A 24,534-nucleotide genomic window follows, 5' to 3' on the forward strand; every position below is an offset into this window, starting at 1 on the left:
GACTTTCAAAAACCTTGCATTATCCTTCTTGTGGTACATCGCTTGGTACAAAAAACAAGGGCAACAAAGCCTGAAACGACCGACTCCTGACGACCGGCTACTGACTCCTACCCCCAGGAAAAACTTTTTCAGCAGACCCTAAATATAGCAATTCTTAAACTTCACTGGTTATTTCACAGTCTTGCCGTACAATGGAGATGCAGAACAGTTCTTCCGATAGTTATTGTGTTCTATTAGCTAAAAACGCTTAATATAGGAGATAAATAGCCTAAAATGTCCAAAGTGGTCGATATTAACAATCCACTGATCGATCCAACTCCTCCAGAGGTTCACTTAACTAATGCACCTCTAGTGTGTGTGCTTGGACAAGTACGGTTCCCACAAATTCTGGCCGTTGAGGATAGGAAATTTGTGACTCCATTTCAGGAAGCTATTAGAACAAAGTATCCTAAGTTACGGCAGGAACGAACTTATCAATTAACTTTTGATAATCAAGAAAAAGATGCCGTCAGATCTCAAGCTGAGGTTATCTGGCAATTTACAGATGCCAATAATCATTGGCGAGTCTCATTAGCGTCTAATTTTGTAGCCTTAGACACATCAAAGTATGTCAGTCGTCAGGACTTTTTAGAGCGAATGAGAGAAGTTTTAACTGCGGTTAATGAACATATTCAACCCAACCTTGTTGAGCGAATCGGTATTAGATATGTTGATCGTATTGAGGGTATTGATGTAGAGAATATTTCTAATTTAGTCAGATCAGAACTGATAAATATTACAGCGTCAACATTTCAAGAACATATTCTTCAAAGTTATAATGAATCTCTGTTTCAGTTACCTGATACCAAAGAGACACTTTTAGCAAGATGGGGATTGATTCCGGGTAACGCTACTTTTGATCCAAATGTCTTTAAACCGATTGATCAACCGAGTTGGTTTCTTGATTTAGATATGTCTATTTCAGAGAATCAAGAATTTGACGTTGAAAAAATTTTAGAGGATGCAAAACGATTTTCTGAAAGAATTTATACTTTTTTTAGATGGTCAGTAACCGAAGAATTTCTAAGACGCTTTGGAGGTGAACAATGAGTAACTTAGTGATTGAACGTTCAAATACTTTTGGCTCAATCAATCCTCAAAAACGATTTAGAATGATTCCTGGTATTGCGGAATCCAGTACCATTGGCTATGATAATCTTGCCGCTCAAAAGTTACTAGCGATTTCAGAAAGAACTAATAGCGGAATAGTTATTCCGAAGCAAAACCCTCATCTTTTTCAAGATAGTCAAAAAGCGATTAATGAACTCAGAAAAACCAGTGGACTGACCTGGGAGCAAGTTGCTAAACTATTTAATGTTTCACGTCGAAGCATTCATTTTTGGGCAAGTGGACAGCCTCTAGCTAGTGACAATGAGGAGAAATTAAATAGATTACTGGGAGTGATTAGATATATTGATCGAGGAAGTGCAAGTCTTAACCGTAAGTTATTATTGAATCCTAATGCTGATGGGGAACTGCCTTTAGACCAATTAATATCAGGAGAATATGATAAAGTAAGAGAGAATCTTGGGCGTGGTAATCCACCCAAAAGACCGCAATTAAGACCTTTGTCTGAGGAGGAGAGTGAGCTTCGTAGGCCTTTACCACCGGAGATATTAATTGATGCTTTACAAGATTCTATTCATCATGATGTTGGACGTTCTAGACCTGCTAAAACATTGAGGAGTGGTCAAAATCGCAGTGGAAAGCAAACAGATTGATCTCATTAACAATGAGTTACAAACATGGTGTCAAGGGGATTTTGTTTTAGGAGAACAGCGGTTTGTTCATCGATTTAATCCTCAATTTCCTCTTACACCTGATTCTACAAAGCAAGATGGTGAAGAAAATGATCTTGTAGAATCGGAAGTAAAAGGTCTAGTTGTTGTTACACAAACTTGCGATATTGTCCGTTCTTGTTGTGAACGTCCTTTTCTAGAAGTTGTTCCTCTGGTAGAAATTGAAGCTGAAAAAATTAGTGAGATAAAAAAAGGCAGACGACCTCAATACGCTTACATTGAAGGATTTGCCAAACTAAACTTAGTAGCTGATCTCGATAGGGTAATGACAGCCGAAAAAGCATTGATCTTACAATGGAATCGTCAACAGGGTTGTGTAACTGATCAAGAAAAAAGACTCTTAAGACAAGCGATAGCAAGAAAAAGAATTCGTTTTGCTTTTCCAGATGATTTTGTTCAATTTGTCAGTAAACTTCAAAACCGGATGCAAGATAAGCATACTAAACAAAGTGATGAAGGGGAAGCCTTACGAGCTTTGCGGGAAATTAGAGTTAGTGCAAGACCTTCGTGGAATGATGAAAATCCTGAACTTATGTTTTATTTTATTCGTGAAGAAGAACAAGAGGACTATAATGACATTGGATGGGACAAATGGCTAGATAAGTGGTTAAATTTATTACCTAACTCTGGACGTTTTCAGTCTGATGGTTTAGTAGTAAGCTTAGAAGATATGACCGCAAAAGATTATGTTGAGAGTGATCAACTGGATCTTGAGCATTTGTCTATGGCCCAAAGCAATATTGAAAATTTAGATTTATAGAAAACTATAATTACAAAAGTTTTCCAAATATTGTCGCAATTCTGATACTGGTGAGATACAAAGTCTCCAGTTTTAGGGAAGAGGGAGAAACAAGCTGATGGCTAAAAAACTGATAACTGATATTAGTTACTGTACCTCATGATACTGAAAAATCTCTAGTCATTTCGATCGCAATTGAGAAGACCAATATTAGACCAGTGGAGGCTTTCACCGGTCAAGAATGTCTAGAATTTATTGAGAATGACTAAATTTTCTTGACATTAATTCTGATTTATGGCAGCGTCGGGGTTGTCAAGTCCTCCCAGACGATTGAAGGGCCAAAAACGCACCACGGCGCGACCGATTAAGTTGTCCCGGGGAACGAAGCCCCAAGCGTGGGAATCATAACTATTATTGCGATTATCGCCCAAAACCAAATATTGATCGGGGGGAACTGTCACCGGTCCGAAAGTATAATTAGGTTCTTCGGCGATATACTTTTCCGCTAAAACTTTACCGTTGACGTGAACTAGACCGTTTTTGACTTCCACCTTATCCCCCGGTAGTCCAATCACCCGTTTAATAAAAGCATCATGAAAATTTTGAGCTTTGAGAGCGGCTGTCGGACTAAAAACCACTATATCACCCCGTTCTGGCTTCTGAAAATGATAGCTAACTTTCTCGATAATTAGGCGATCGTTAATCTGGAGAGTGGGTTCCATGGAAGAAGAGGGAATATAACGGGCCTCGGCCACAAAAGTGCGGATGCCAAAAGCCAAAATTCCAGCCGTGACAATGGTTTTAACTGCTTCTAGCCAAGGGTTTTCTTGGGGGACGGGAGGAGGAGAGGGTTTTTCGGATTTATGGTTCAAGCTTTCAGCCATAGAATTTAAACTTTTGAGAAGGATTAAGCCAATACGCTCTTTAATGTTCTAGTCTAGTGATAGTAGCAGCGTAGATAATATTTTAAGACAATTTTCCCACATATACTGGATCACTGTTAATTTGTCAACGCCGCATCCTGCTGCCTGAAGGGGAATTTCCTCGGGGGTAGAAAAAGGCAATGCAGTCCCTCAAAAAGGCAAGTTTTTCGCCGCTATTAGAGGAAAAACGTTAAATTCGAGGATTGAACCCCTAATCTCCCTTAAAAGTCTCTTCTCCGTCACTACTTAGACCTATGTTTGCACAAATTCCCGAACGATCAATGCACTATCTGCGATGGGTTGTGACCATCGCTTGGTTAATTCTGATATTTTCTCTGTTTTTTGACCCGATTTCGGCACAATTAACCGATCCTAACAATCTTTCTAGTCCCCTGAGAGTTGATCCCGATGTGTGCATTAAAGTCCAGGGGGTTTGCCTACCCCAATCCTCCTATCAGTTAGCTGCGCCGATTTTTTGGGGAATAGTGGTTCCTAGTAGCATTTTTATCTTATTAGTATTCGGTCACGAACTCTGGCGGCGTATCTGTCCTTTATCCTTTCTTTCTCAAATACCGCGCGCTTTGGGTAAACAGCGTCAGAAAAAATACACCGATAAATCGGGGAAAGTCCGCTATGAAATCTATAAAGTGCCGAAAAACTCTTGGTTAGCCCGGAATTATCTCTATCTACAATTAAGTCTGTTATTTTTGGGTTTATGCGGACGGATTCTCTTTGATAATTCCGATCGCTTAGTCTTGGGTAGCTTTTTAATCTTGACTATTCTAGCGGCGATCTTTGTGGGTTACTGGTATGGAGGCAAATCTTGGTGTAACTATTTCTGTCCCTTGAGTCCAGTGGAAAGGATTTACGGTGAACCGAGGGGTTTACTGAATAGTACCGCTCACGAAGACAGTCGCGGTGGGATTACTCAATCTATGTGTCGTATTGTCCATGAAGATGGTAGCGAACAAAGTGCCTGTGTTGCCTGTCAGAGTCCCTGTATCGATATCGATGCGGAAAGATCCTATTGGGATGGGATTACTAAGAGCGATCACCAATGGCTTTATTACGGTTATTTTGGCTTAGTTTTTGGCTATTTTATCTATTATTATCTCTATGCTGGCAATTGGGACTATTATTTCTCTGGAGCTTGGGCGCACGAAGAAACTCAACTAGAATCCCTCTTTCAACCGGGTTTTTATCTTGCAGGTCAGGCAATTGCGATTCCGAAGCTGGTAGCTGTCCCCTTAACTTTGGCAATCTGCACTTTTTTGGGTTACTTTCTCGGTAAAAAAGTTGAAAATGCCTATAAAGTCTATAGAATCCGCAAAAAGTCGCCCTTACCGACCGAAATTATCCGTCACCGCGTCTTTACTGTCGGAACTTTTCTGATTTTCAATTTCTTCTTTATTTTCGCTGGTCGTCCTTTTATTAATCTTTTGCCAAAATTTTGGTATTATTTCGCTGATATTTTACCGGCTGTTTTGAGTAGTTTATGGTTATATCGCACCTGGACAAGGGATCCCGACCGTTACCAACGAGAAGGACTAGCGGGAAGATTGCGTAAACAGTTGGGTAAACTGGGTCTCGATACGGCTAAATATCTTGATGGGCGATCGCTGTCAGCTTTGCACGCGGATGAGGTGTATGTATTGGCCAAGATACTGCCGGATTTCAGCCACCAGAAGTGTTTAAAAGCCTCCAAAGCCTTGTTAAAAGAGGCTTTGGAGGAGGGATATACTGACTTCGGCCACAGCCTCGAAATCCTAGAACAAATGCGCTTAGAGTTGACGATTACCGAGGCCGAACATCAGGCAATTCTAACGGAGTTGGGTGTGGAATCGGCCGAACTTCTCGATCCGGACAAGCAGTATAGTCGCGAGGATTGGTTGCGTTTGCAGAGTTACCGCGATGCTTTGTTAGAAAGTTTGTTGGTGACTTGGAAAAAAGACCCCGATCGCCGGGTGGGGTCAGAATTGCTGGAAGTGTTAACCGGTAAGAGTTCCAGGGAGGCGATCAAGCATTTATTGACGGAATTGCCGGCCTCGGAAACGGAAACTGTCGAGTCTTTGCGTCGGGAGTACGGAGTTACCGGTCAGGAGGAGGAAACGATTCTCCATCGTCCTCTGTCCCGTCAATTATGGCAAAATATCGCCCGCGCTTTTCAGGTCTTTGATCGTCTATCTTTTAGTAGTGACAGCGATCGTGATCAACAGGAAAGAATTTTATTGGAAAGATTCCAGCTATTCGATAGTGATAGCTCTGGACAAATTAGCCTTGAGGAGTTAAAAGCTTGTCTTCAGGCGATCGAACCGGGGGTGACAGACAAGGAAATCGAAGCTATGTTACACCATGCCGATGCCGGTCGCGATCATCAGATTAGTTTTCCGGAGTTTCGCGACCTACTGCACCAATTCCACCAATAAACTGTCTTAGATAAGGAGTCTTTATTTTCCCTGACTCCTTTTTTTCTTTAAAAAAATAGCTGTTCGCAGGCAGGCACGGATTCCCATTATACTAGAAAGTATAAGGCAAGTTGAGGGATTTTGTCAAGCTTTTTTGAGAAAAAATTTCGAGGTTTCGCTGAACTGTATGAGGGTAAATCCAATAGGGACTATAGAGAGGGAGATTTAATAGCAAAATGTAGTATATTCGTTTCTATTTCAGTTATGGTTTCTGGAAATCGCTGATTGTTAAAATTGATCTGCTCGGAATATAGATGATAGGCTGTATTGTAAAAGTTACGAAGGATAAAAGCAATAAATATGCTGGGTGTTAAAGGGGAGGACACTGGAATTCGGCAGTTTTTGAATTGTCCTAGGGTGAGATGACATCTGGGGTGATGAATCTCTTGAAAATTATCAGGATCGTAATCAAATCTAATCGGTACAGCTACAATATTTTTGTCGATAATATCGGCAAATATCTCATCTTCTTCATATAGTTCTGGCTCATTTTGAAAAGATTCTAAATAAGGGGATGAGAAGAAAGCTAGTCTATGGGATAATAACTGCGATCCTTGGAAGCGATAAAGTAATTGAATCAAGGCTCCATCAATCATTTTAATATTATAATTCTTACCGCGATCAAGCTCATCATAAATATCTTGATAGGCAACATTTTTTAGGGCAATGGATAAGTCGGAACTATTGGCATAGCTAATCTCAGAAATATTTTGACTCAATTTATTCAAAGTCGGAAAGTTCTGCTGACTTGATAATCCTACTTCTATCAATTTAGCCGTTAAATTTTTAACATCCTTAAAGATATTCTGAACATTAAGCATTTCTTAACTATTCTTGGAATATTTTGATAATTTCGTTTTTTTCATCTGATGAAAATTCTATACTTTTTAACTTGGCAATTAATTCTTGCTTTTCCCTGTCATTTTTATATCTCTTGGTATTAAGAGTATCTCGATAAACCTTCTTCATTTGTTGAAGTTCTTCGGGGGTTGGATAGGTAAACTCAAGAGCAAAATTTCTCGATTTAATTTCCTGAAATTCCCTCTCTAAAGCTTGCATATTTGCTCCATAACCAATAACTCTTAACCAAGCTTTACTTCTAGTCATCGCTGTAAATAAAATATTGCGGTTACTAGCAATTTGTGAACCAGATAAACATTCTTGAGCGTTAATGAAATAAACCATTGCCGCTTCATTGCCTTTTGCACGATAAATCTGTGTAAAAGCAATCGAGTTTTCTTGAAAAAACTCATCGGGAGAAGATGTGCTACCTGCTAAATGAGAATTAATATTTTTTGTAAATAACATTTCTCTAGCTTTTCCAAAAACGTTGCGAGCATTTTTAGGTATTGGATGGATAACCATAATATCTTGGCATCTTAATTCATCTTCCTTGAGATTCTTGGCAATTTGTTCCACTAGCCATTCAAATTGCTCCTGATTGTTATCGAAAGATTTAAAGTTGATAATATCATCGATAGAAGAATGTTCTTCAAGGAATTTAGGACTGGTTTTGGGGGTTCTAATCAGTTTAACAAATTCTCCTGATTTTAATTCTCCTTCTTCAACCTCATAACCAATATCTTGCCATAATTGAGGATTATCAAACATTTGAATTAGTCCCTGTGGATAATAAACTCCAAAACCTAGAGCATGAGCAGAGGACAGAATAGGACGAGAATTTCTGTAACAAGTATTTAAAACCACATCTTGTTGGGGTTCGCTGGGTAAATTCTCCAATTTAACTCTAGGATTACCATGATTATCATTTCCAAAAATAACTTCGGGAGAATGCATGACTTTACTATTTAAGCTTTGCAACTCATCATAGGCATAAACTAAACGTTTATCATCTTTCAAGATTTCATAGCAGAGTCTTAAGAAGTCTTGAGGAAAATCTTGAGCTTCATCAATTAAAATAAGATCATAATATTGATGAAATTTTTTAATCTCTCGGAAGGCTTTTTGACAGACAAACTCAAAAGGGTCTTCATTCAACAAATATGTTAGGTTGTTTGCTTGACTAAAATCTAAATATTCAATATTATGTCGTTTACATAGCTCATAATAAATTCCTTCTATCTCAGGACTTCCCCAAGCGTGAATAATTTTTACTTTTTCCCAGTCTGGTTCGGAATTTTTATGCTCATAACTAAACCGAGTAATTAAATCTTTGTATTGATCCTTTAACGAGCGTGTATAGAAGGTAACAGCAATATTCCAATCGGGATGAGTTGCATGAAGATAAGCTACTTTCAGCGCTAAGACAATTGTTTTTCCCGAACCTGCTAAACCTCTAATTCTTTGTACACCTTTAGTGGTTTCTAAAACAGCCTTATTTTGAGTTTCATCAAGATTAGCGATAGAATCTTCTAATTTTTTTAACTTTGCTCCCCTAGAATCTGGTTTAACAACATAACTGCGAGCGTCTTTTTTTCTAATGGTTGTAACAGCTTGTATAACTGAGTTGACTTTCTCGAAATATTCAGAATCATTGCCTTGACATTTCTTGATAAAATCATCAAGATCTTTATCTTTAATAAGAACAGGATATTCCTCTGGGTTAATTCCTTCTGGATAATTATTCCAAATCGGTGCATAGGTGGCTACAGAAATGTTAACTATTAGCTTTCTTTTTTGAACAAGCTCTTTATAAGACAGCAGTTTTGCTTCTAACTTGGTTATGCTCTCGTCTTGAGTGCCTTCAATATCCAAATCATAATTTTTTCCCTCATCAATATTAAAAATAATAACCCCTTGCTGACGAGAGACTAATAGAGCATCAATTTGATATCCTCCTTGGGGAGTTCCAATAATAGGATAGCCGATATACAATGTTCCCTCTATATCTGTTCTTTCCTCAAAATATTTAGCTAATCTTTGAGAAGATACAGGTTTAGCTGAAGAACCGCGAATAACGTTAACCATAATTTTTACCTCGGGAGTTCTTTTAGCAGAATCATTAGATGCCTATTGATTCTTGAGGAGGGCAACAAAATTACTATAGCATTTTTTCAACCATCAAGTCATGTTATGATTATCGGTTAATCCCCAGTTTTGACCTAAAGCTATAAATTATAGCTATTAAGTAGGGAGGCACAATTATTTGTAGGATGGGTTAGCGGTAGCGTAACATGAGTGGGCGTTGGGTTTCATGCTTCAACCCAACCTACGTTCTATAAATATAGATATTAACCTCTCACAATAAACCGCGATAGCGGATAAAAACGAGGATTACTGCCCAGGAACCTAAAGCTACTTTAACGGCGACTAAAATATTTAGTATCGGTAAAATACCACCACTAAATAGCGCACCTAATTCCCCGTGGGGTAACTCAAATCCTGAGAGAGTAATGGCAGCCAAAACAATAAAAACTAAGACGGAAATTTTCTCCCATGTTGCCGCTTGCCAACGGCGATAAATTGCTTGCATCCATTCGGGAGACGAGGTAATTGCTATTAAACCAATTGCCGTACCTCCGGCGACTCCGGCGGCAAAACCTCCCCCCGGACTTAAATGTCCGCGGATAGCTAATTCAATGCCCACTAAAGCGGTAATTGTTGCCCCTAAACGGGCTAAAATAATTGAAGGTTGGTCGGTAAATTGATGGATTTTACTGGCGGGTTTTTCGGTGGCTAAAAGAAAATTTGCCCCCATAATGGCAATGGTAAAAACGACCACTTCATAGATGGTATCGTAGAGACGATTACGAAAAATAACCACCGAAACCGCATTAGGAACACCGCCGTCGCGCACTAGGGATTCAACAATTTCTAAGGATGATACAGAGGAAGCAGTATTGGGAATAATTACCATTTTGATAGCGAAGGCAATGGCGGCTAGAGTATAAATCCATTTCATTAGTGTTTCTCCTCTAATTTTGGGGTTTCAATACAAGTTAAAGTTGTGTTGGCTGCCGTTAATTCATTTTTAAAAATATCGTAGAGATAGGGTAATCTAATTGTGGTTTCGTAGGAGATAGTTTCTGGATTGTCTTGACGGATACAGACGGCATGAACATCTTTATCCCTAAGTGCCTGTTGCAAAGCTTGTTTATCACTGTAGGCAACTAATTCTAAACGCATAAAACGTTTACTTAAAACCGTTTGTAGTTGAGTTTTTAACTGTTCTAAAACTGTATCGTTTTCCTCCGCAATTACTCCTAAACGCATCACTAAAGAGGAACGAATCGCCACCGCGTAGAGAGTTACGGCTAACATGGTTCCCATCAAAGCTTCGGTTAAAGACACATCTGCTGCCCCTAATAAAGCATAAACTAAGGCTGCTATTGCTCCCAAAACCCCGCGAATTACTAGAGCTTGGTAGGGATTAGATTGTAACATCACCATCGCCGCAGTTAAAGGCAAGAGGGCAACAATAACATAGAGATAACTTTCATTCATCTTTAATTCTACTCTCGATCGCTAGAAGTATAAGCTAAAACGTAGCCTAACATGGTGTTCCAAATTGCTAAGGAAATTATTGCCAATAACAATAAAGGCCAATTTTGGGGAACTTTCAAAAGTAGCCCGAAAATAATCGCCATAGAACCCAAGGTATCAGCGACAGATAGACCATGTAATTTATATAATACCGAGCGCTTGTCTAAAAGATGCGCCGTTCCCCAAAACCAGAAAAAAACTCCGATAGCGATGCAGATATAACTGAAAATGTTAATCATGATTCGTTCAGTCGTTTAAGAATTTGTGCTAATAACATAAAGCCAGCATTACCGACACTGAGAATAATCACTGCTACCACTCCAATCATCCAATCATCCCGCAGAACTGAAACTACTAGAATAATAATCGATGATTTACTGGAAGCACTGGCAAAGGCGGCCATTTTTTGCCAGATGTCATCATTTTTGGCCACTTCATAAAGGGGAATTAATAGGGCGACAATCATGGCAATGAGAACAATATTCATTCCTGGGAACTCCGTTTAATTAGATGAACTTCATAACCCTCATTTTCCTTGTATTCGGTGACGATAGTTTTCGGGGTAAAGGTAATGAGAAATATATCCCAAAAAGCCAGTCTGGGTGAACGTTTAACCGAAATTCTCTCCAAAATAATTTCTTCTTCCTTGTGGGGACGAAAGATAATTTCAAACGCTTCTTTATAAGCTTGGGGAATAGCCATAAAGACTTTAATTATTACCTTTAACCAATCGCCTAAAGTTTCGCTAGAGGCGAAATTACGGGGCAAAAGAAAAGCAATAGCCACCCCGATCATAATATTAGCGGGGGTAAAATTAGCGGTGAGTAAAAACCACATAGTTAAACGCAGAATTATATGTCCGATCATGCTAAGACCATCCAAAACAATAGAACTAACATTATACTCATCATACCGACGAGATTATCAAATTGTTCCCAGGCTCGCGATAATTTTAGGGATAACTTTTTGAAAACTCCCAGATATAACCACCACCCGGCACCGATGACGGCTAAAGCTTTGATAAGATTGGGGAGATTATAAGCTTCAACATAGACGGCATTGGCTAAAAATAGGGCGGCAAGGAGCAGAATTATTGCTATCCAGAAACCGATAGTTAGCTTCTGTTTACTTTCGCCACCAGCGTGGGGTAAAAAGATAAATTTAGCAAAGGAAATCGCCGTCCCCACCGCCACAAGATTGATCATAATCTCTTGCCAGGGGACTAAATTTTTCATCGTTAACGCTTTCGCACCAAAACCAGATAATAGGGGGAATCCAGAGATAGAAAAACTAGCAACCACTAGGGCAATCCAGAGAGAATTAGGGATCGATTGTTGCTGTAATTCTTTAAAATTGCGACTGGGTAAAACTCCCGCTAACAGAAATAGGCAAGATTTAACTAAACCGTGGGTAAGGGTATAAAAACCACTGACTACCGGGGCGGCTAAAATAAAACCTAACTGGGAAATAGTATGGAAGGCTAACATCCGCTTGCTATCCTTTTCAAACACTGCGTATGACACGCCAAAAATCGCCGTTAGCACCCCGAAAAGCCGAATTAGGACATCCAAATCCTCTAGGATTAAAGCACAGCGCAGGAGGGGAAAAATGCCAGCTTTTACCACCACCCCCGACATCAGCGCCGAGACGGAGGTTTCCGATTCCGAGTGTGTCATCGGTAGCCATAATCCCGAGACAAAGATTCCCCCTTTGACTAATAATCCCATGAAGATTAAAGCCAAGGCTTCGGGAGGTGCGCCCTTTAAACCAGCAAAAGCAAAGGAATTATTGGCTTTATAGACTAAAACTGCGCCAATAAGGTAAAATAACATCGCCACATTGCTGATAAACAGATAACGCAGGGCAACCCAGAGAGAGCGATCGCTGCGAGGATAGGCAATCACCAGAAAAGCGGCAATACTAATTACTTCTAAGGCAACGTAAACGCTAATAAAATCCTCACAGACGAAGACAGAATTAATGCTGCCGTGAAGAATGATAGCTTGGGCGTAAAAAAAGGCGGTTTTGCTACTTTCCCAGTTATAAAAAATAACTGCCATCGTCACCAGGGCATTGGTGAGGATAAAATAGGCACTTAACTGATCGGCTACCAGTCTCACGCCATAATTATCTAGTAGGTTGAGGGTTATGGGGGAGGATTGGCTAAATAGAAGGAGAGAATAGGCGAGAGAGATAATAGTGGTGGCGAGAGCCAGATATTTGTCTAATCGCGGCAATAAATAGATGATAAAGCCGATCAAAAAGGGTAAACTTATCCAAGCGATCGTTAAAGTATTCATGGTGTGTTATTTTTTTCTATCTCGCTGCTGTCGAGGGTGGGGTTATCTTTAGCTAATTTCATTACTCCCACCAGCATTAACGCCTGAATCGAAAAACCGATGACGATCGCTGTTAAAATCACTGCTTGGGGTACAGGATCGGCGTAATTTTGCTGTTTAACTGTACTGAGGATGGGAGTAAACAAACCGTCACGGGAAGAAATCACCACATAGTAGGCGATAACGCCGGTACTCATGACATCCATGGCGATAATCTTCATGATTAAGTTTTTTTTCAGGAATGTTCCTAAAAATCCGCACAAAACGGTGGCGAATACAAACAACTCTAGGAGGGGAATCGTCACTGGGCTTCTTGATTAGATTTGGTTATGAGTCAAAATATTTCTTCTAATTATCCTCGATCGAGTCCTATTTATCAAAAAATTCTCAAGATTATGGGGGGAATTTTCGGGCGGCCAATAGATTGTTTTGGATCTATAATTATTATTGAAAAAAATAAAAGCAAGCGGTTTCGCTTTAATAATGTATATCTTCCCAGAGGGAGCAATCAGTAATGTTTTGGAAATCTTTGATATTTTTGCTGGCAATAATAACCCGACGACTGGGATATTTTTCTTTGAGTAGCGACCATTGAGCCGATAGGATACAATCTATATCAATATTTTCTTTAACTTTTCAGCCCAAAGATAAGCGGCTTTTTGTAGTAAAATAAAACTGACTTTCTGAAACTTAATTACATTCCTTAACTTATCTAATTCTTGCACGCTTTTACTTCTCGTCTAACCTCATAATCACATAGATCAGATGAAGTCAGACAAGCTCCTCTTGCCAGCAGACGATAAAACCCATTCGGTACATTGATAAACTTCTGTAAATAACTTTTGATCTTCTGGCCAGTCTTCACCGAGCGGGGTTACTAATAAGCTTAAAATGTTAGAGTCCAGAATTACCATCACTCTTTTAATAAAACTCATTCCAGCTAACATTTCTTCACTGCTAACTAACGGCAAAGATAACAGCAAATCTTCTATAGTGATCGTCATGACTTAGATAGCTCCTTAAGAACAACTCATGTTCTCATACTAGAATAATTATCCGAAAGGGATTCGATTGTATTTAGGGCTTGCTGAATAAACCTAAACACCCCACACTCCACGAAAAACTTTTTGCCGCAAACCCTAACTATTGGTTATGTTTCCGCTGCAACTAGCGCACAGACTAATCTTCGCTTTCTTGATCATTCCTCTCTTCAAACCCTAGCCAAAAAAGTAACGCATTCTCAACCTCCATCATTTGCTCAGATGTCAGATTTCCTAATTTACGCAAAAGCTTTGCATGGGGAATTGTAACGATGTTTTGTACATCAAAGACTCCTTCTCTAAGGAAGCGAGCTTGGACTTTCACTTCAAATCTTGAACCACGAGAGCTTGTCGTATGTGGAACCAGAGTCGCTAAGGCACGCTCTTGATTGCGCGCAGGAATACTGATAACCAAACAGGGTCTGACTTTGGCCACATAACCCAGATCAACCAGCCAAACCTGACCACGATCAGGGCTATCCACAGGAAGCTTCTTGATCATCTAATTCTAGAAAAATTCCCTCGGCATTGAGGACTAGATCTTCATCAGATAAGGGCGGAAAATCCAGGTGAATTGTCCGCTTCAGAATCTCTAATAGCAAATCTGAGCGCTCTGAGTCTGTCAAGCGGTCAAAGGTATCTAAAAGTTCCTGAACTATAGCAGTCATAGCGGTTGCCCTATATCTGCTCAATACTATAACACAAGCTTAACAAGGCTCTTAGTCATTGCTTGACAGCCCCAATAAATTCTGAATGTAAGTTTGGAATCCCCCCAAACCGCCATCGTCATCCCAACGCTGTCTGAAAGTTGGTAACTTCTCCAATTCCATCACCTTCCCACCCTGATAGTTGAGAACTTCTCGATAATCAAACATCGCATCTGCTTTGGCTGATACAGGTGGATTATCAAAATCAATAGCCCAAAGCACCTCAACAATTCGATAGATGTCGTAATTATCCTTGCCAATTTCACGTTTGGCTTTGCAGTCGAGAACTTTTACTAAATGGGTAACATACCCTTGCTGCCTGAGTAGTATCAAACTATCTTTTTCGGGTTTATTGGCATTGACTTCATCGTCTTTCCATGCCAGTTTGAAGGAATTAGAAACCTTATATTCCCGATATGCCCATGTACCATCGTGTCGCCTTACATTTTTAGTCCACTTCAGAGCTTGTAAATCCATGTCAATATCTCTAAATAAAACTATAAGTTAAACTCGATCGCGATGACGGCGATCAGCGATAAAAGACTCCACCAATTTAACATCTTCGACACTACCGATCACTAAAGGTGTGCGGTAGTGTAATTTATCGGGAACGATATCTAAAAGATTTGTCACCCCATCACTAGCTTTACCTCCTGCCTGTTCAATTAAAAAAGCAAGGGGAGCAGTTTCATAAATTAAGCGCAATTTTCCCTGGGGATTTTTAACAGTACCCGGATAGAGAAAAACGCCTCCCTGCATTAAAATTCGATGGATATCTCCCACTAATGCCCCACTGTAACGGGCCGTGTAACCATCATGACGGTGGACATAACGAGTATAGTCGCGAATTGCCTCATCCCACTGCCAAAAATTGCCCTCATTGGTACTATAAATCGGACCGTGATCGGGGATAATAATATTCTCTTGGGCGAGGATAAATTCCCCTAAACTGGGGTCAAGGACAAAGGCATGAACACCGCGACCGATCGAGTAAACTAAAATAGTAGAGGGTCCGTAGAGAATATAACCGGCGGCGATTTGTTTACGACCATTTTGCAGTAAATCCCGCGCCTCTCCGTCTAAATCATTGTCTTCCTGTTGACGGATGGCAAAAATCGAACCCACATTTAGGTTAATATCCACATTGGAAGAACCATCGATCGGGTCGTAGAGTAGGGTATAGCGACCGATGGGACAGTTTTCTGGGATATAATAGGGTTTATCCATTTCCTCGGAAGCAAGACGGCAAACTAAACCACTTTGCTTAAAAACCGAGATAAATACCTCATTGGCAAAAACGTCCATTTTCTTGACCGATTCCCCTTGGACGTTGGTTTCTCCAGTAAAACCTAGCACATCCGCCATTAATCCCGCTTTACTGAGACGACGGGCAATTAATTTTCCCGCTAGGGCAATCCGACTCATAATTGCGCTTAAATCCTGCGCGTCGGGGGAAAAGCTTTGTAGTTGTTGCAGGACGTGACGAGAGAGGGTGGTACAATCTCGATCGAGGCTATGTTCGGGGATAGAAAAGGGAATATTGCTAACCATAACTGTAATTGCCAGTGTTGAAGTAAAAAGGGAAACCCGTCTAGTCTCAATTATGACTATGGTTTGATCCTAGCCAAGATTTTCCCTATTGCGGGCCAATTTTTAGATCAGTTTTAGAGTTGGCTAATTTTCCCCTCATTGATCATTAAATTTTGGTCAATAAGTAGCTGTTTATAATTAAATTGAAGATAAATTTTGGTTTCGATCCCCCCTTAATCCTAGGGTTGATTCCGGGTAGGGTTGATTCAAGGTAGGGTTAATTCATGAATCAACCCTACCCTTGATAAGGGGGGTGTCTGACAGTTTTTAACACTAACTAAGCTAAACGGCTTTTACTTCGGATCACCGATATAGACTCCAAAAGGGTTATAGCTGTTGGATCATGCAGGTTAAGCGCCGTTTAGCTTACTTAGTTGCCATCTAACTTGAAGTCGATGGGGATACACCGGGCAAGCGTTTATATTTCAAGTAATAGGCAAAACCTGTTATTAAAACAATAATTATTGTGCCGATACCTAAATAGTTAGGAAGCCAAAAAGCTGCCGCAATGGTGTTAATTTCTCCCGGTTTTAAATGCCAAATTAACTGATTGTCAACTTGTTCTACCGGGGGATTTAATCCTGAGTCATCTTCAATATTTTGACCAGCGAAGGGAGTCTTTAAAGCGAAGTCGATATCGACTAAAGAACCGGGGCTAACGATAATATTTCCCTGTTCAGAAAGTACACCTAAAGCCCGCAAATCAACGGTTAATTTTAAGTTTTTCTGAGTCAAAAAGAACCAATCTCGTTCTGTAACTGCCAGTTTTGAGTCTAGTTGCAGTAACTTTATATCATCGGTATTAGCAGAGTTTTTGATTTTAAAGGAAGAACTAGGATCAAAAAATTGATTAAATTTTTCCTCTAATTCCTGACTATTACTAAAGGGAATAGTCACAATTATTTCTCGTTCGGAAATAGGAGCGGTTTTCCCCTTAAGTAATTTTGCCCTCTGTTCGATACTATTTAACCATTTAGTGGCTTCGGTTTGACTGAGACTGGTTAAGCGTTGTCCGAGGGTGATATGTTGAATAATTTCCCCGTGGTGTTGGTGGGGAAAATTAATGCCCACATCGTAACGGACACAGCCAGTTAAAAAGAGAAAAATACCGCATAAAAAGGGCAGAATAAAGCGGGTTTTTCCGATTTTTTCGGTGGTTGGTTGATTCATAATTAATCTTCTTCTAAGTCGTCATAACTTGCTGAACTGCCACCGCTAACCGTAACTAGATCGATTTGCTGACGATAATAGTCTACATCTTTTATCTCCACTTCTACCTCATCACCGAGACGATAGGCAACGCGATTTTTCCGTCCTACCAAACAGCTATGACGGGCGCGATATTCGTACCAATCATCCTTGAGAGAAGAAACATGGACCAACCCTTCCACTAATAAATCGGAAATTTCCACGAAGAAACCATAGGATTGTACACCGGTAATTAAGCCGCGAAAAACTTGACCCATTCTTTCTTTCATTTTCTCGGCTTTTTTCAATCCTTCTAGGTCTTTTTCCGCATCTTCAGCAATTTTTGAGCGATCATTGAGATGGGAAACAATTAGGTGGCTTTCTTCTTCTAACTCCTCCTGAATTTGGCTCGGTAGAATATTCCAATGAATCTGTCCATGACAGCTATTACTGCCCAAATTAACCCCGACTTTGACGATTTTGCTGCGGCGATCTTTCCCCTCTGTTAATAAGATTTTTAACACCCGTTGTACCCAAAGATCGGCATATCTTTGCAGGGGTGAGAGACAGTGGGTATAATTGCCAGGATAGGCCAAACCAAAATGCTGTAAAGGATGGCTGCTATATCTAACTAATTTGAGAGTTTCTTGCAGGAGATAATTGAGGACTTTCACCGATGTGGAAGCGGAAAAAATGCGGGTGAGATTTTGATAGTCATTGGGTTTAATCTCCTCCTCGGCAGTTAAATTTAATTCTGCCCCTAAATTATTGGCTAATTTGAGTAAATCCTCCAATTCATCCCAATCCGGTTCCGATTGTCCACAGTAGATACAGGGTAAGTGTAAAGCTTGCAAATGTTCAGCGACGACTTTGCCGGCTAAAATTGCCACTTCTGTCAGTAAAGAACGGGCCGGTAAATTATTAGAAGCGAGAACAGTCCCCCCCCGTCCTTCGTCTTTGTAGGGAGAGATTTTGTCTAATTTAATATCAAAACTACCCCGCTGCAGACGTTGGGATTTTAGGGTGGGGCAAACGCTAAAAAATAAATCTTTCAGGGTTTCAACGGTATCGGTGGGGGCAGCTTCGCTATCTTCTTCACTGAGCAGATCGCGCACCTGTTGATAGGTAAAATGTTGATCCACTTGGATGAGGCTGCGGGTGATTTCGTACTCCACTAGCTCCCCCTTGTCATCGAGGGTGACGAGGATAGAAATAGCGGGGCGCTGTTCTTGCGGTGACAGGGAACAACGACTGGTAACGGCAGCCGGGACTAATGGCAGCACTTTTTCGCCTAAATAGACGGCAGTTCCCCGTTTTTTGGCAACTTTATCCAATAATCCGCCCCGTTCAATGTAACGGGCCACATCGCTGATATGAATGGCGACTCGCCAGCGATTTTGGTTGATTTTCTCTAAAGAAAAGGCATTTTCAATGATCGGGGGATAATCCAGGGGGTTGTCATCTTCGATGGTAAAGGTGAAGAGTGGGGTTAAATCTCGCAGTTGTTCTTTTTCGCCACTATCGAAGAAATACGCTAAATTATCGGCAATTTCGAGGGCTTCCGGCGGAAAATTATGGGGTAGATCGTGTTTACAGGAGACGATATCGGTGTCGGCAGCGGCCTCGGCCGTGGAACCGAGAACACGAGTAACTTTACCGATGGGAGGCATTTCCCCTAGGGGATAACGGAGGACGGAAACATGAACGAGGTGATCGATGTTTTCTTGGAGATTTTGACCGTTTTCGAGGAGATTAAGGGTAAATTTCAGGCGATCATCCAGGGGAACCGCCACAAACCGCTCATTTTCCTGTTTTACTTGCGCTAGAAGCGAAGGATTAGCCCGTTCGAGAATTAATCTCACCTCTCCCTCCGGGGAACGACGACGGGTCCCCTCGCGGATGATTTTGACTAAAACTCGATCGCCATTCCAAGCGTTACTTAAATGATTTTTCGAGACGTAGATGTCATCAGCATCTTCGATATCTTGGATAGCAAAGCAAAATTCTTTACTGGAACAGCGCAGCTTTGCTTCTACGACATTTTCCTCGATCACACGACGATAGCGCCCGCGTTCTTTGACAACCATTCCCAGACGTTCCAAAGCACCGAGAATCACTTGCAATTTTTCGCAGCTTTCGGGATCGTCTTCGCAGCCCAGTTTTTTTTCGAGAAGTTTACCCGTAGCTAATTTATCATCACTAAGATGAGAGAGGAGTGTGGCGATCGAGAAGTCCATCTAACAATAATCCTTACTTACAAGACACTGACGGAATCGTGAATAATTAAGTTTAAATACTTAATAATGAGAAGATTGATTTAAACCATTGACTCGAGAGATTATCTCTGTCGGGGTAATTGCGATCGCTGCTGGTGACAGTGAAGGTAAACTGACCAAGCATCGAACCCCCGAACCTACCCTGAGAATTATCGAAGCCTTCGTTAGTATAAGCCAATAGCGAACACCGGCAAACTTTTCGGCGATCGCTAGTCTTTCTGGCAGAAGCTTCAGCCTAGTAGAATCTTGTTGCTGTGGGCAAGGCTAATCCTAGAACTGAAAATTTTATCTAACCTTTAATCTTAGCAAGAACTTGCTACATTTTTCCATAATTGCGATAGAGTATTCTAATATAAGTACAAAAGAACTCGAAAAAGTCACCATGTTGCAAAAGTTACGCCAACGTTACCCCCAAGTTGCCCTGATTAGTGAGTTAGTTCAAATCGATCACGGCAAGTATATTGTGAAAGCGATCGTCGAAATTGAGGGAAAAACGGTCGTTACAGGTTTAGCTGCGGCAGATACGGTGGAAATCGCCGAAGATAGAGCCAGAGAACGAGCTTTACTGCTTTTAGAGGCTGAAAGCACCCCCGATCTCCAGCTTGTGGAAAAAGTCAGCCCCAATAATATTTCTCTACCAGAAGATTTACCTAAACCCGTCGCTAGTGCCAAAAAATCGACCAAAACGCCTAAAGTCACTGAAATACCTCGTCCTGAAGCTAAAATTGAACCGGAATTACCCCAAGTTAAGGATATTCCCCCAGCTAAAATTGAACCGGAATTACCCCAAGTTAAGGATATTCCCCCAGCTAAAATTGAACCGGAATTACCCCAAGTTAAGGATATTCCTTTACCAGAACCAGAGCCTTTATTATTAGAAATGGAAACCGATAATTACTCCTTATTATCAGAATTGCCAGAAGAAGCGAGTTTAACCGAAGAAGAACCCCCAGAACCGGAACCAGTTGTTGTTATTCCCGAAGAAATCGATTATTCAGTTCTTAAAACTAAAATTGATGTGGAGATGAAACGATTAGCTTGGACCACAGAAAAAGGTCGGGAATACCTGATTTCTACCTATGGCAAAAAGTCCCGTTTACTGCTAACTAATGAGGAGTTATTAGAATTCTATAACTACTTATCTAGTATCAGTGCCTAATCACTAAACCTGCTGCATAAATCAAAAATCTTCCGTTAAGTGAGAAGTCTCCGAGCCAGTATTCTCCGAGTCAGGAGAAGCAGAAAGAAATAGATTATTTTCTAGCAGTAGAAAAGCGATCTTTTTCTGTAAAAATCCTTAAATTAAGGACTTTAATAGCATCTGCGATTAAAAACTCACTTTTGCGGGAGATATAATAAAAAAGTAAGCTATTAGCTGCCAGTCTTTTTCTCCCTATCTCCCTATCTCCCTATCTCCCTATCTCCCTATCTCCCTATCTCCCTATCTCCCTATCTCCCTATCTCCCTATCTCACTGATAACTGATAACTGATAACTGATAACTGATAACTGATAACTGAATTAGTTTCTCACTGCTTCTGTTTCTGCTTCTTTGGGAACAACAACTGGCACTCCGCTGACTGTTTCGATTTGATAAATAACGCGACTTAATTGGGAAGGACAACAGAGAGGATCCGTATCTTTATAGCGATTAAAAACCACAATAATTCGATCGCTATTTTGTAAAACAATTCTCTGAGATGCACCATCAGTGCGGGAATCCATCGGTCGCGGGGAAAGAGTGCCAGCGAATTTACCATCGACAAAAACAAAGTCTTGATAACCCATTGGTCGGCACATTCCATCCACTCCACTCATGGCCGAAATAACGCTAGTTTTACCATAGGTTTGCACGGACCCGTACAGTAACCATCCTGCTTTATTAAGTGCTTGATCATTGGCAGTAATTGCCGGACGAACCTGTTCACGACACTGGTTATCAATCACGGTTTTAACGGGAGATTTGGGGATAGGTGCCTTGGCTTTATTCCAATTAGTTAACGGTCGATCAAACCAAGCTCGCGGAGTCTCTTTTTCTGGGGTTTGGCTAATAACTTCTAATAGCTTCCATGTTTCCGAATTTTGATTATTAGCTGGATTGGAGACGGTTTCAATGCTAACTTTAATTTGATATAAAAATCCTGGTTTATAATCAAATCCCTCGATACTATTGGCGAACAATCTCCAGTTTTCCTCTGGTTTTTCTCGTATCTGTAAACAGTCTTTGGTTGGTCCTTGGCTACAGGGTTGTTTCCTAGAATTGATATAAATTGTCTTTTCCGTGCGCGTGGTGGTCGGTGCGGGGGTAAAAGTGAGGATTCCTAAACCTTCGGGAGTACGATAAAATAACTGTAAATCGCCTTTAGCTGTCACTTGGAATTGTTCCACTCCTTGCAAGGCGGCCAGATATTGATTTTCTTGTTTCATCTGCGGTTCCGGACAAGCTTTTTTGGTAGTAGCGATCGCTTGGTTGATCTGGAACGTGCCATTATTGACTTGATAGCCGGTATTATACTGGTTGCATCCGGCCGAACCACTGAGGATATTTTTCTGGAAAGCGGCAGTAATTTCCGTTTCTTTCACCAAACTTCCGGCTGTCCAACCCCTTAGTTTCCATCGAGTCCCCTCCAAAGGGGAAGTATTAGCGATCGCTGCTTTCCCCGCTAAAGCACAACTTAGGGCAATTGTCAAGAAAATTCCCGTTTTTTTGGCGTTCAAAATTGCTATTCTCCTCGTCAAAGCAACAATTGTATTATGGCGTGGGGTAATCGACTGAGTGGTTAGGATAATTTTTCGGATTTCTCTTTCTGACCATCCCGTGACGGATGAAGAGAGAACAAGTTCCCTCAAACCTTAACCCAGTCAGAAAGTCATCGTTGTCAATAATCACTTTTTGCCCTCAAATGGCCAAAAGTTGACCCCAGTTCACCTTAAGCAGTACAATAAAAACCTTGAGTGACCCCTTAAACAAAAAAAACATCATGGCACAAGGACAAGGATTCGGATTCGGTCTCGGTAAGATTAAAGAATTACAAGACGCTTTCCAAAAAGCGCAACAGGTGCAACAAGGGGCCAAAGTTCTGCAAGAAGAACTGGAAAATATGGAAATTCCCGGCCAGAGTGAAAATGGCTTGGTGACAGTCTATCTCAGTGGCAACCAAGAACCCCGGGGGATTGAAATCGATCCGGCTCTCCTCTCCCAAGATCTGGAGATTGTGGCTGGGTCTATTCTAGAAGCCATGAAAGTCGCCTATAGTGCCTCCACGGAAACCATGCGCAGCAAAATGGAAGAACTGACCAGTGGTTTAAATATCCCCAGTATGTAATCGCTTTTGACGGCAATGGTAAGATGGAAAGTTGGACTAACAAACAAGGAGGTTCAACTTTGCTGACTTTGGGTGTCAATATCGACCATGTGGCCACAATTCGCCAAGCGCGCCGCACCGTGGAACCGGATCCCGTGGCGGCGGCAGTTTTGGCCGAAATCGGTGGTGCTGATGGCATTACCGTTCACTTGCGCGAGGATCGTCGTCATATCCAAGATCGCGATGTGCGGATTCTCCGGCAAACGGTGCGGACTCATCTGAATCTGGAAATGGCCCCGACGGAGGAAATGATCGCCATTGCTCTCGATATTAAACCCGATTATGTCACCCTTGTCCCCGAAAAGCGCCAGGAAGTGACCACGGAAGGGGGGATCGATATGCTGGGCAATTTTGACCGTTTTTGTCGGGTTGTAGAGCGCCTGCAAGCGGCTAATATCCCCGTTAGTTGGTTTATTGATGCCGATTTTGCCCAAATTCAAGCGGCCGCTAATACGGGAGCGAAATTTATTGAACTCCATACCGGTCAATACGCCGAAGCACAACAGGAGAGCGAGCGTCAAGCATCGTTAACAATTCTTAAAGAAGGTTGTGAATACGCTTCCTCTCTGGGTTTGCGGGTGAATGCTGGTCACGGTTTGACCTATTGGAATGTTTATGCCGTCGCCTGTTTGCCCAATATGGAAGAATTGAACATTGGTCACACAATTATCAGTCGTGCGGTTTTGGTCGGGTTGGAACGGGCTGTTAGGGAAATGAAATTGGCTATGCGTGGACAATTGTAAAAGCCATCAGCTATCAGCTAATCTCCCGACTAACGAACAATTACACTGAAAAATTAAAGGAAAGATGATGACAACTTATTATTATTTGGTAGCCAGTCAAAAGTTTTTAGAAGAAGAAGCGATCGAAAAGGAAGTTTTGAAGGAAAGAATCAGGAATTATCAAGAAAAAGGTCAAGAAATTGATTTTTGGTTAATTGCCAATCCAGCTTTTTTAGATACCCCCGCTTTTGCCGATATCAAAAACAAAACTCCCCAACCGGCAGCGGCAATTGTTTCTCTCAACCAACAGTTTATTACTTGGCTGAAATTGCGTCTAGAATACGTTATTACCGGACAGTTTGAAGCTCCTTCCGATAGTATTCCCGAACCGTTAAAATAACCCTTTTTTGTCTGTGGTAAATAAGTGGTTATAATTAAATAGAAGATAGATTTTGGGTTCGATCCCCCCTGCCCCCCTTGATAAGGGGGGTGCCGATCCCCCCTTAATCCCCCCTTAATAAGCTAAGCTAAACGGCGCTTAACCTGCATGATCCAACAGCTATAACCCTTTTGGAGTCTATATCGGTGATCCGAAGTAAAAGCCGTTTAGCTTATCCCTTATAGGGATCTTTCTTAACAATTTTTTCAGTAAGCACTCCAACCCTTATCCTGACTTGATTTCAGTTTTTTCCTTGTCAGTAAGGGTGTCAACAAGGAATATTACAGATTGTTAACCGAGTCTTGAAAGCCTTGTGCTACAAAGGTTTGAAATGTTAAGAAAGATGTGACTAAAGGACAGCCTTAATAAGGGGGGTATCTAACGATTTTTAACACCTACCTAGGGCTTGCTGAATAATGGTAAAACCCTTTTAAAATAAGGCTTTTGACCTGTTAAAGTCC

General features: G+C 41.0%; 27 protein-coding genes. 9 read left to right on the top strand and 18 right to left on the bottom strand.

Annotation, left to right across the window (positions count from 1 at the left end; genetic code table 11):
- Positions 1–273: 273 nt before the first annotated feature.
- Genes PX482_RS18000 through PX482_RS18010 form a run of 3 tightly spaced genes read left to right on the top strand, consistent with a single transcriptional unit; the run spans position 274 to position 2,598 of the window.
- Entirely contained in the window at positions 274–1,089 is an 816-nt protein-coding gene (locus tag PX482_RS18000) for a TIGR04255 family protein (RefSeq protein ID WP_288026941.1), read from the top strand.
- Entirely contained in the window at positions 1,086–1,760 is a 675-nt protein-coding gene (locus tag PX482_RS18005) for a helix-turn-helix domain-containing protein (protein WP_288026939.1), read from the top strand. The genes PX482_RS18000 and PX482_RS18005 overlap by 4 nt, the downstream gene beginning before the upstream one ends.
- Complete coding sequence (locus PX482_RS18010; RefSeq protein WP_288026937.1) at positions 1,741–2,598, top strand: hypothetical protein; 858 nt, start codon at positions 1,741–1,743, stop codon at positions 2,596–2,598. Before PX482_RS18005 ends, PX482_RS18010 begins: the two co-directional genes overlap by 20 nt.
- Positions 2,599–2,858: 260 nt before the next feature.
- On the opposite strand, the gene lepB is transcribed toward PX482_RS18010, so the two are convergent.
- The gene (lepB, locus tag PX482_RS18015) at positions 2,859–3,461 is read right to left on the bottom strand and encodes a signal peptidase I (protein WP_002761427.1); all 603 of its coding nucleotides are present in this window, start codon (positions 3,459–3,461) and stop codon (positions 2,859–2,861) included.
- A gap of 293 nt (positions 3,462–3,754) precedes the next feature.
- Here lepB and PX482_RS18020 point away from each other — a divergent pair, with 293 nt between their 5' ends.
- Positions 3,755–5,926, top strand: coding sequence for an EF-hand domain-containing protein (locus tag PX482_RS18020; protein ID WP_288026934.1), 2,172 nt, complete (start codon positions 3,755–3,757; stop codon positions 5,924–5,926).
- Between the two features lie 188 nt (positions 5,927–6,114).
- On the opposite strand, the gene PX482_RS18025 is transcribed toward PX482_RS18020, so the two are convergent.
- The 16 genes from PX482_RS18025 to PX482_RS18100 all read right to left on the bottom strand — a co-directional run bounded on the left by PX482_RS18025 (position 6,115) and on the right by PX482_RS18100 (position 19,509).
- Positions 6,115–6,786 (bottom strand): DUF2290 domain-containing protein, encoded by a 672-nt coding sequence (locus PX482_RS18025; RefSeq protein WP_002796746.1) that lies wholly within the window; start codon positions 6,784–6,786, stop codon positions 6,115–6,117.
- A 7-nt stretch (positions 6,787–6,793) separates the two neighbouring features.
- Complete coding sequence (locus PX482_RS18030; protein ID WP_002761424.1) at positions 6,794–8,893, bottom strand: DEAD/DEAH box helicase; 2,100 nt, start codon at positions 8,891–8,893, stop codon at positions 6,794–6,796.
- Between the two features lie 271 nt (positions 8,894–9,164).
- Positions 9,165–9,827: a Na(+)/H(+) antiporter subunit B gene (locus PX482_RS18035; protein WP_125730147.1), complete on the bottom strand. Its 663-nt coding sequence runs from the start codon at positions 9,825–9,827 to the stop codon at positions 9,165–9,167.
- Positions 9,827–10,369 carry a DUF4040 domain-containing protein gene (locus tag PX482_RS18040; RefSeq protein WP_288122794.1) on the bottom strand — a complete coding sequence of 181 codons (543 nt, stop codon included), beginning with the start codon at positions 10,367–10,369 and terminating at the stop codon, positions 9,827–9,829. Before PX482_RS18040 ends, PX482_RS18035 begins: the two co-directional genes overlap by 1 nt.
- A gap of 8 nt (positions 10,370–10,377) precedes the next feature.
- A complete protein-coding gene (locus PX482_RS18045) occupies positions 10,378–10,647 on the bottom strand; it encodes a monovalent cation/H(+) antiporter subunit G (RefSeq protein WP_002761419.1) in 270 nt (89 codons plus the stop codon).
- Positions 10,644–10,895, bottom strand: coding sequence for a hypothetical protein (locus tag PX482_RS18050; protein WP_002739224.1), 252 nt, complete (start codon positions 10,893–10,895; stop codon positions 10,644–10,646). The genes PX482_RS18045 and PX482_RS18050 overlap by 4 nt, the downstream gene beginning before the upstream one ends.
- A complete protein-coding gene (locus PX482_RS18055) occupies positions 10,892–11,275 on the bottom strand; it encodes a Na+/H+ antiporter subunit E (protein ID WP_288122796.1) in 384 nt (127 codons plus the stop codon). Before PX482_RS18055 ends, PX482_RS18050 begins: the two co-directional genes overlap by 4 nt.
- Positions 11,272–12,708 carry a cation:proton antiporter gene (locus PX482_RS18060; protein WP_288026930.1) on the bottom strand — a complete coding sequence of 479 codons (1,437 nt, stop codon included), beginning with the start codon at positions 12,706–12,708 and terminating at the stop codon, positions 11,272–11,274. Before PX482_RS18060 ends, PX482_RS18055 begins: the two co-directional genes overlap by 4 nt.
- Complete coding sequence (locus PX482_RS18065) at positions 12,705–13,052, bottom strand: NADH-quinone oxidoreductase subunit K (protein WP_002761414.1); 348 nt, start codon at positions 13,050–13,052, stop codon at positions 12,705–12,707. Before PX482_RS18065 ends, PX482_RS18060 begins: the two co-directional genes overlap by 4 nt.
- Positions 13,053–13,508: 456 nt before the next feature.
- Positions 13,509–13,751 (bottom strand): hypothetical protein, encoded by a 243-nt coding sequence (locus PX482_RS18070; protein WP_288026928.1) that lies wholly within the window; start codon positions 13,749–13,751, stop codon positions 13,509–13,511.
- A 175-nt stretch (positions 13,752–13,926) separates the two neighbouring features.
- Positions 13,927–14,289: a type II toxin-antitoxin system PemK/MazF family toxin gene (locus tag PX482_RS18075; RefSeq protein WP_288026926.1), complete on the bottom strand. Its 363-nt coding sequence runs from the start codon at positions 14,287–14,289 to the stop codon at positions 13,927–13,929.
- On the bottom strand, positions 14,264–14,455 hold the full coding sequence (locus PX482_RS18080) for a hypothetical protein (protein ID WP_288026924.1): 192 nt from the start codon (positions 14,453–14,455) through the stop codon (positions 14,264–14,266). The genes PX482_RS18075 and PX482_RS18080 overlap by 26 nt, the downstream gene beginning before the upstream one ends.
- 51 nt (positions 14,456–14,506) lie before the next feature.
- A complete protein-coding gene (locus tag PX482_RS18085) occupies positions 14,507–14,971 on the bottom strand; it encodes a hypothetical protein (RefSeq protein WP_002761412.1) in 465 nt (154 codons plus the stop codon).
- Between the two features lie 27 nt (positions 14,972–14,998).
- Positions 14,999–16,045, bottom strand: a complete 1,047-nt coding sequence (fbp, locus tag PX482_RS18090; protein WP_002740533.1) for a class 1 fructose-bisphosphatase — start codon at positions 16,043–16,045, stop codon at positions 14,999–15,001.
- A gap of 420 nt (positions 16,046–16,465) precedes the next feature.
- On the bottom strand, positions 16,466–17,254 hold the full coding sequence (locus PX482_RS18095; RefSeq protein ID WP_002761411.1) for a DUF3153 domain-containing protein: 789 nt from the start codon (positions 17,252–17,254) through the stop codon (positions 16,466–16,468).
- A 2-nt stretch (positions 17,255–17,256) separates the two neighbouring features.
- Positions 17,257–19,509, bottom strand: coding sequence for a ribonuclease R family protein (locus PX482_RS18100; protein ID WP_002761410.1), 2,253 nt, complete (start codon positions 19,507–19,509; stop codon positions 17,257–17,259).
- Positions 19,510–19,597: 88 nt separating this feature from the next.
- On the opposite strand from PX482_RS18100, the gene PX482_RS18105 reads away from it, so the two are divergent.
- A complete protein-coding gene (locus tag PX482_RS18105; protein ID WP_256378312.1) occupies positions 19,598–19,729 on the top strand; it encodes a hypothetical protein in 132 nt (43 codons plus the stop codon).
- Between the two features lie 201 nt (positions 19,730–19,930).
- Positions 19,931–20,707 (top strand): slr1353 family protein, encoded by a 777-nt coding sequence (locus tag PX482_RS18110; RefSeq protein ID WP_288095135.1) that lies wholly within the window; start codon positions 19,931–19,933, stop codon positions 20,705–20,707.
- Positions 20,708–21,068: 361 nt separating this feature from the next.
- On the opposite strand, the gene PX482_RS18115 is transcribed toward PX482_RS18110, so the two are convergent.
- Complete coding sequence (locus PX482_RS18115) at positions 21,069–22,265, bottom strand: DUF4377 domain-containing protein (RefSeq protein WP_002761408.1); 1,197 nt, start codon at positions 22,263–22,265, stop codon at positions 21,069–21,071.
- A 263-nt stretch (positions 22,266–22,528) separates the two neighbouring features.
- Here PX482_RS18115 and PX482_RS18120 point away from each other — a divergent pair, with 263 nt between their 5' ends.
- The 3 genes from PX482_RS18120 (at position 22,529) to PX482_RS18130 (ending at position 24,034) form a co-directional block, all read left to right on the top strand.
- Positions 22,529–22,873: a YbaB/EbfC family nucleoid-associated protein gene (locus tag PX482_RS18120; RefSeq protein WP_002761406.1), complete on the top strand. Its 345-nt coding sequence runs from the start codon at positions 22,529–22,531 to the stop codon at positions 22,871–22,873.
- 59 nt (positions 22,874–22,932) lie between these two features.
- Positions 22,933–23,655 carry a pyridoxine 5'-phosphate synthase gene (locus PX482_RS18125; protein ID WP_216628908.1) on the top strand — a complete coding sequence of 241 codons (723 nt, stop codon included), beginning with the start codon at positions 22,933–22,935 and terminating at the stop codon, positions 23,653–23,655.
- 67 nt (positions 23,656–23,722) lie between these two features.
- Positions 23,723–24,034: an MgPME-cyclase complex family protein gene (locus PX482_RS18130; RefSeq protein ID WP_002761404.1), complete on the top strand. Its 312-nt coding sequence runs from the start codon at positions 23,723–23,725 to the stop codon at positions 24,032–24,034.
- The last annotated feature ends 500 nt before the right edge of the window (positions 24,035–24,534 follow it).

Source organism: Microcystis sp. M53602_WE12 (genome assembly GCF_030065455.1).
Classification (GTDB): domain Bacteria; phylum Cyanobacteriota; class Cyanobacteriia; order Cyanobacteriales; family Microcystaceae; genus Microcystis; species Microcystis aeruginosa.

Coding starts and splice junctions, on each gene's coding strand:
- PX482_RS18000 (WP_288026941.1), top strand. CDS start 274: ATGTCCAAAGTGGTCGATATTAACAATCCACTGATCGATCCAACTCCT.
- PX482_RS18005 (WP_288026939.1), top strand. CDS start 1,086: ATGAGTAACTTAGTGATTGAACGTTCAAATACTTTTGGCTCAATCAAT.
- lepB (WP_002761427.1), bottom strand. CDS start 3,461: ATGGCTGAAAGCTTGAACCATAAATCCGAAAAACCCTCTCCTCCTCCC.
- PX482_RS18020 (WP_288026934.1), top strand. CDS start 3,755: ATGTTTGCACAAATTCCCGAACGATCAATGCACTATCTGCGATGGGTT.
- PX482_RS18025 (WP_002796746.1), bottom strand. CDS start 6,786: ATGCTTAATGTTCAGAATATCTTTAAGGATGTTAAAAATTTAACGGCT.
- PX482_RS18030 (WP_002761424.1), bottom strand. CDS start 8,893: ATGGTTAACGTTATTCGCGGTTCTTCAGCTAAACCTGTATCTTCTCAA.
- PX482_RS18035 (WP_125730147.1), bottom strand. CDS start 9,827: ATGAAATGGATTTATACTCTAGCCGCCATTGCCTTCGCTATCAAAATG.
- PX482_RS18040 (WP_288122794.1), bottom strand. CDS start 10,369: ATGAATGAAAGTTATCTCTATGTTATTGTTGCCCTCTTGCCTTTAACT.
- PX482_RS18045 (WP_002761419.1), bottom strand. CDS start 10,647: ATGATTAACATTTTCAGTTATATCTGCATCGCTATCGGAGTTTTTTTC.
- PX482_RS18050 (WP_002739224.1), bottom strand. CDS start 10,895: ATGAATATTGTTCTCATTGCCATGATTGTCGCCCTATTAATTCCCCTT.
- PX482_RS18055 (WP_288122796.1), bottom strand. CDS start 11,275: ATGATCGGACATATAATTCTGCGTTTAACTATGTGGTTTTTACTCACC.
- PX482_RS18060 (WP_288026930.1), bottom strand. CDS start 12,708: ATGAATACTTTAACGATCGCTTGGATAAGTTTACCCTTTTTGATCGGC.
- PX482_RS18070 (WP_288026928.1), bottom strand. CDS start 13,751: ATGACGATCACTATAGAAGATTTGCTGTTATCTTTGCCGTTAGTTAGC.
- PX482_RS18075 (WP_288026926.1), bottom strand. CDS start 14,289: ATGATCAAGAAGCTTCCTGTGGATAGCCCTGATCGTGGTCAGGTTTGG.
- PX482_RS18080 (WP_288026924.1), bottom strand. CDS start 14,455: ATGACTGCTATAGTTCAGGAACTTTTAGATACCTTTGACCGCTTGACA.
- PX482_RS18085 (WP_002761412.1), bottom strand. CDS start 14,971: ATGGATTTACAAGCTCTGAAGTGGACTAAAAATGTAAGGCGACACGAT.
- fbp (WP_002740533.1), bottom strand. CDS start 16,045: ATGGTTAGCAATATTCCCTTTTCTATCCCCGAACATAGCCTCGATCGA.
- PX482_RS18095 (WP_002761411.1), bottom strand. CDS start 17,254: ATGAATCAACCAACCACCGAAAAAATCGGAAAAACCCGCTTTATTCTG.
- PX482_RS18100 (WP_002761410.1), bottom strand. CDS start 19,509: ATGGACTTCTCGATCGCCACACTCCTCTCTCATCTTAGTGATGATAAA.
- PX482_RS18110 (WP_288095135.1), top strand. CDS start 19,931: ATGTTGCAAAAGTTACGCCAACGTTACCCCCAAGTTGCCCTGATTAGT.
- PX482_RS18120 (WP_002761406.1), top strand. CDS start 22,529: ATGGCACAAGGACAAGGATTCGGATTCGGTCTCGGTAAGATTAAAGAA.
- PX482_RS18130 (WP_002761404.1), top strand. CDS start 23,723: ATGACAACTTATTATTATTTGGTAGCCAGTCAAAAGTTTTTAGAAGAA.